Here is a 5770-nt window from a genome sequence, read left to right as displayed (position 1 = left end):
CCGCTAATGCACCCGTAGGCCGGCGATGACCACGTCGACCATGAGACGCGCGTCGTAGGCGGGGTTGTCGGCGCCGATGCAGAGGTTGCCGATGCCCTGCATCAGGACCAGGGGGTTCATGTCGGGAACGATCTCGCCCGCCGCGCTGGCGGCGGCGAGCAGGTCGGCGCAGACGGGGACGAGCCGGTCGAGGAAGTACGCGTGCAGCGTCTGGAAGGCGGCGTCGTCGGACCGCATCGCCTCGGCCAGACCGTGCTTGGTGACCAGGAAGTCGACGAAGAGGTGGATCCAACTGGCCAGGGCGGCGTGCGGTGTGGCGCTCTGCGCCAGGAGCACGGGGCCGGCTTCGGCGCAGGCCTCGACCTGGTGTCGGTACACCGCGACGATCAGGTCGGCGCGGGTCGGGAAGTGGCGGTAGATCGTCCCGACCCCGACGCCGGCCCTGGCGGCGATGTCGCGCACCGGCGCGTTGACCCCGGAGGCGATGAACGCGGCGGCGGCCGCCTCCAGGAGCGCCGTCTGGTTGCGCAGCGAATCCGCCCGCTGCTTGCGCGCGGGATCTGTCCCGGTGCTGGCCACCGTTGCCTCCGTCACAAGCCTTGGGAAAACGGAACCGCGTTCCGTATGTTTTAGCGGAACCAAGTTCCACATATGCAGCATGCCAGAACGGCAGGCCAACACCAACTCACCCAGGAGCGACCGTGCGCGCAATGCCAGCGCCCAACCCCGGTGGACGCCAGGCGTCCTGCTGGCCGTGACCGGCCGCGGCGGAGGCGGGGAATCCGTCTGGCCGGCACCGGTCGACAGCGACCTGGGTCGCCTCGAATCCACTGTGTGATCGCCGCGGTGGTGGCGGGTGGACGAGGTGGGGCGGTGTGTCGGGGGGCGGGGTGATGGCGCGGGAGTTAGCGTGATCGACATGGCGGGGCGATACGGCGAGGACGTGTTGGCGGGGGACTGGCGACGGCGGAAGGTCACCCCCGAGGTGGACGCCGAACCGGACCTCGTGGTGGAGGACGCCGACTCCGGGTTCTGCGGAGCGGTGGTGGGCTTCGAGGCCGGTGCCGTGGTGCTGGAGGACCGGCACGGCAAGCGGCGCAACTTCCCGCTGCTGCCGGCGGCGTTCCTGCTCGACGGCCGCCCGGTCACGCTGCGCCGCCCCACCCGCGCGCCGGTGCCGGCCGCCCGGCGGCGGACCGCGTCCGGCTCGGTGGCGGTGGACAACGTCCGCGCCCAGGTGGCCAAGGCCAGCCGGATCTGGGTGGAGGGCATCCACGACGCCGCCCTGGTCGAGCGGATCTGGGGTGACGACCTGCGCATCGAGGGCGTTGTCGTGGAGCCGTTGGACGGCATCGACGCCCTCGACGCCGACGTACGCGACTTCGGCCCCGGCCCGACCCGACGGCTCGGCGTCCTCGTCGACCACCTGGTGCCTGGCAGTAAGGAGAGCCGAATCGTGGCCCGGGTCGACTCGCCGTACGTGCTGGTGACCGGGCACCCCTATGTGGACGTGTGGCAGGCGGTCAAGCCGGCGGCGTTGGGCATCGCGGCGTGGCCGGTGGTGCCGCCGGGGCGGCCGTGGAAGGAAGGGGTCTGCGCGGCACTCGGGGTGGCCGAGCCGGCCGACATGTGGCGGCACATCCTGTCCCGGGTGAACAGCTTCGCCGACGTGGAAACGCCCCTGATCAACGCCATGGAACGCCTCATCGACTTCGTCACCGAGACCCCCTGACCGCCCGGCCCCGCCGGCGGCCGGCCCTGTCGCCGCCCGGCTCCGCCGCCGCCCGGCCCGGTCGGCTCAGGGGGCTTCGTCCGGGCTGCGGGTGAAGACGAAGGTGGCGATGTCGACCGCCGTCGCCCGCCCGTTGTCGTCGCGCCGCACCGACAGAATCTCGCCGTTCTCCGGGCCGGAGCGTCCCCGCCAGCGGTCCGGCCCCTCGGCGGTGAACCGGCTCACCCGCTCACCACGGACATGGGCCACCAGGTCACCCGCGTCCCAGCGCAGGTCCAGCGGAAGGCCCATCCACCACCAGCGGCCGCTCAGCTCGGCCAGGTCGGCACCGGGCGCGGCGGCGGCCGGCCGCCACGGCTGCGGGAGCGCCGGCTCGGCGTCCAGCACGCTGGTCAGCACCCGGCGGCCGAGCTTGGTGATCGGGAAGCCGTACGAGTTGGCGAAGCCGACAACGGCGGTACGGGTGGGTCGGTGTACCACGAGGGTGGCCACGTACCCGGGCATCGAGCCGCCGTGCCCGACGTACACCCGCTCGCCGTCGCGGTAGAGCTCCAGCCCCAGCCCGTGCCCACCGGTCCAGGAGTCGAGATCGTTGATCACCACGGGCGCGCACATCTCGGTGAGCGTCCCGGCGGCCAGCACCGACGGGTCGGGGTCGGCCAGGAAGGCGGCCCAGCGGCCCAGGTCCTCGATCGTCGACCAGAGCTGCCCGGCGGGGGCCATCGCGCCGGTGTCGGTACGAGGTTCCTCGCGCAACGTGCCGTGCCAGGGGTGGACGACGTAGCCGCGGGCGTACGGCTCGGTGGCCGTGTAGGTGGTGCGGCGCATTCCCTGCGGGCCGAACACCCGTTCGTCGAGCAGGTCGGCCCACCGCGCTCCGGTGAGCCGTTCGAGCAGGCCGCCGAGGAGCCCGTACGCCAGGTTGGAGTAGTGGTAGGCGGTGTGCGGCGGATAGGCGATCTTGTCGGCGTTCAGCCCGTCGAGCAGCCCGGCCAGGTCGGTGCCCGCGCTCCGCTCCCACCAGTCGCCCTCGGGTTCGCGTTGCATGCCGCTGGCGTGCCCGAGCAGCTGACGCAGTGTGAGCGCGCCCACCGCGGTGCCCGGCAGGTGCCGTTCCAGCGGGTCGTCGAGGGACAGCTGGCCGGCATCACGCAACTGCATGATCAAGGTGGCGGTCATCGTCTTGCTGATCGAGCCCACCCGGTACTGCAGATCGGCGTCCGGGCGGGGGTGCTCGCCGGCGGTGGCCAGGTGGACCAGCGCGCCGTCGCGGACCACGCCCAGCACCAGTGACGGGGTACGACCGTCGATCTGCGCCTGGGCCACCTGGGTGTCGATCTGTCGGGCGGTCGCGGGCAGCAGAGTCACGGGGATCTCCTCGTTCGGCCGGTGGATTCGGTGGGCGGCGATCGTTTCGCCGAGCCTACTGATGATCACGGGTGGGCTGCTCGTGCATTAACGTGTCACCCTTGCGGTGTGGACGCCGTGGTGTGGATCGTTTTGGGTGTGGTGCTGGCGGTCGCCGAGATTTTCACGACGACGCTATTTCTGATCATGTTCGGAGCCGGTGCGTTCGCCGCTGCCGGTGCGTCCGCCCTGGGGGCGCCGGTCGCCGTGCAGGCACTGGTCTTCGCGGTGGTGTCGGCATTGAGCCTGCTGGTGGTTCGACCGGTCATCCGGCGGCACAGCCGCTCCGCGCTGGAGAGCGGCGAGCAGCCGTTCGGCGTGGAGGCGATCGAGGGCTCCACGGCGCTGGTGCTGGAACGGGTGGACGCCGAGCACGGCCTGGTCAAGATCGACGGGGAACTGTGGACGGCCCGACCGTATGACACGACGCAGACTTTCGAGCCCGGTCAACGGGTTCGGGTGATAAAGGTCCGGGGCGCGACAGCCCTGGTGTGGCAGGACGATGTTTCTTCCGTCGGCGAGCTGCCGGAAGCGAGAGGGTGAACGGATGACGGTCATCGGTGTGCTGATCATCGCGGTGGCGTTGATCGCCGTGATTACGCTGGCCAAGGCGGTGCGGATCGTGCCGCAGCAGCGCCAGGATGTGGTGGAACGGCTCGGCAAGTACAAGCGCACCCTCAGCCCCGGCCTCAATCTGCTGGTGCCGTTCATCGACGCGGTGCGTACCAAGGTCGACATGCGGGAGCAGGTGGTCAGCTTCCCGCCGCAACCGGTGATCACCTCGGACAACCTGGTGGTCTCGATCGACACTGTCCTCTACTTCAAGGTGGTCGACTCGGTCCGGGCGACCTACGAGATCTCCAGCTTCCTCCAGGCCATCGAGCAGTTGACGGTCACCACGTTGCGTAACGTGATCGGTTCGCTCGATCTGGAGCGGGCGCTGACCAGCCGGGACGAGATCAACCGGCACCTCTCGGGTGTGCTGGACGAGACCACCGGCCGCTGGGGCATCAAGGTGACCCGGGTCGAGATCAAGGCGATCGAGCCGCCGGCCAGCATCCGCGACTCGATGGAGAAGCAGATGCGCGCCGAGCGGGACCGCCGCGCGGCGATCCTGACCGCCGAGGGGCACAAGCAGTCGCAGATCCTCACCGCCGAGGGTGAGAAGCAGTCGGCGGTGCTGCGGGCCGACGGTGACCGGCAGGCCCGGATCCTGCAGGCCGAGGGTCAGGCGAAGGCCATCCGTACGGTCTTCGACGCGATCCACCAGGCGAACCCGAGCCAGAAGGTGCTCGCCTACCAGTACCTGCAGGCCCTGCCGCAGATCGCCCAGGGCAGCGCCAACAAGGTCTGGATCGTCCCGGCCGAGCTGACCAAGGCCCTGGAGGGCATGGGTGGCGCGCTCGGTGGGCTGAGCCAGATGGTGGGGGACCTGCCCGCACCGGAGGCCGCGGACCACGCGAGCCAGGTCCAGCGCGAGGCCGCGGAGGCGGCGCAGGCCGCGGCGGCCGCCGCCCAGCAGATCCACGACGAGGTACGCGTCGCCGAGGCGCAGGCCACCGGCGGCAACAAGCCGCAGGGGCTGCCCGCCCCGGAGCCGGTGTCTCCGGCCAGCCTGACCGAGGACCCGGCCGACCAGCGCGAGCGCGGCTGACGCAGGACTCCGGCCACCCGGCCGGTTAAATGCGAGAAAGACTCATGGGGCGCTCCGACGCCTGCCACCATCGGTCCTAGGACGGGTGGTGACCAGGCAATCGGGGCGCCCCGGCGCGTCGGTGCACCGCTCGACGACGAGCGAGGTGACGCATGAAGGATCCGGCGAATCGGATGTGGTCCTCGGCCCCGGTGCCCGGCGCGCACGACCCGGTCGCCCCGCTGGGCTCCCGGCGCAGCGGCGGCGGGTTCGGCGTACTGCCCTTCGTCGGCGAGCCGACCCCGGGCGCCCCCGCCACGAACGCCAGTTGGGCCTGGTCGGTGCGTCGGTTCGCCCGGGCGGCCGTCTGGCTGCTGCCCGCGTACGCCATCCTCTACGGCGCGGTGGCGATGGCCAGCGACGGAGGGGTGGGCAACGACCCCTATCCGGCCGACGGCCAGGCCGTGTACCTCATCGGTTGGGTCGCCGCGGTCTGGCTCGGCCTGCTCGCGCTGCTGGCCCTCACCGGGCTGCTGGCCGCGACCCGCAGCCGCCGGGTGGCCGCCGCCGGACTGCTGGTCAGCATCGCCGGCACCGTGCTCATGCTGCCGTTCGCCGGGTTCGAAGAGCAGACACCGGTCTTCGGCACCACCGCGCGGTCGCTGGTCCTGCTCGGCGCGACGTTCTACAGCGCGGGCTGGTTCCTCACCGGGTGGGCTGTGGCCCGCTCGGGCACCTTCAGCCTCGGCGACGGCGTCATGCTGATCATCGCCGCGCCGCTGCTCGGCCTCGGCGGGGCACTGATCGGGTCGCTCCAGACCTTCGGCGCGATCTTCGTGCTGATCGCCGGCATCGGCATCGGCTACCGCTCCGGCCGCCTGATGCCCCGCGAAACCGCCAGAGACGCCGCCTCCGCCAGCCTCAGCACCCCCACCCCCAACCCCTCACCCCCGGCCAGCCCCCACCCCGGCCCTCGGCCAGCTCCGGTGATCATGAGG

The 5770-nt window shown here is 71.5% G+C and carries 6 protein-coding genes; 4 read left to right on the top strand and 2 right to left on the bottom strand.

Going from position 1 to position 5770, the window contains the following annotated elements:
* Nucleotides 1-3: 3 nt before the first annotated feature.
* A complete protein-coding gene (locus KBX53_RS19910; RefSeq protein WP_030337795.1) occupies nucleotides 4-579 on the bottom strand; it encodes a TetR/AcrR family transcriptional regulator in 576 nt (191 codons plus the stop codon).
* A gap of 340 nt (nucleotides 580-919) precedes the next feature.
* Here KBX53_RS19910 and KBX53_RS19905 point away from each other — a divergent pair, with 340 nt between their 5' ends.
* Entirely contained in the window at nucleotides 920-1732 is an 813-nt protein-coding gene (locus tag KBX53_RS19905; RefSeq protein ID WP_030337794.1) for a DUF3097 domain-containing protein, read from the top strand.
* Between the two features lie 66 nt (nucleotides 1733-1798).
* Here the strand turns inward: KBX53_RS19905 and KBX53_RS19900 are convergent, their stop codons facing one another.
* On the bottom strand, nucleotides 1799-3100 hold the full coding sequence (locus KBX53_RS19900; protein ID WP_210860942.1) for a serine hydrolase: 1302 nt from the start codon (nucleotides 3098-3100) through the stop codon (nucleotides 1799-1801).
* Between the two features lie 108 nt (nucleotides 3101-3208).
* Here KBX53_RS19900 and KBX53_RS19895 point away from each other — a divergent pair, with 108 nt between their 5' ends.
* The 3 genes from KBX53_RS19895 to KBX53_RS19885 all read left to right on the top strand — a co-directional run.
* The gene (locus tag KBX53_RS19895) at nucleotides 3209-3682 is read left to right on the top strand and encodes an NfeD family protein (RefSeq protein WP_030337792.1); all 474 of its coding nucleotides are present in this window, start codon (nucleotides 3209-3211) and stop codon (nucleotides 3680-3682) included.
* 4 nt (nucleotides 3683-3686) lie between these two features.
* Nucleotides 3687-4793, top strand: coding sequence for an SPFH domain-containing protein (locus KBX53_RS19890; RefSeq protein WP_210860941.1), 1107 nt, complete (start codon nucleotides 3687-3689; stop codon nucleotides 4791-4793).
* A gap of 152 nt (nucleotides 4794-4945) precedes the next feature.
* The coding region (locus tag KBX53_RS19885) for a hypothetical protein (RefSeq protein WP_247675902.1) at nucleotides 4946-5770 on the top strand (825 nt) is incomplete at its 3' end.

The organism is Micromonospora sp. M51, assembly GCF_018070305.1.
In the GTDB taxonomy this organism is placed as follows: Bacteria; Actinomycetota; Actinomycetes; order Mycobacteriales; family Micromonosporaceae; genus Micromonospora; species Micromonospora parva.
The sequence above is the reverse complement of the archived record's forward strand: the minus strand, read 5'-3'. Positions and strand labels throughout refer to the sequence as shown.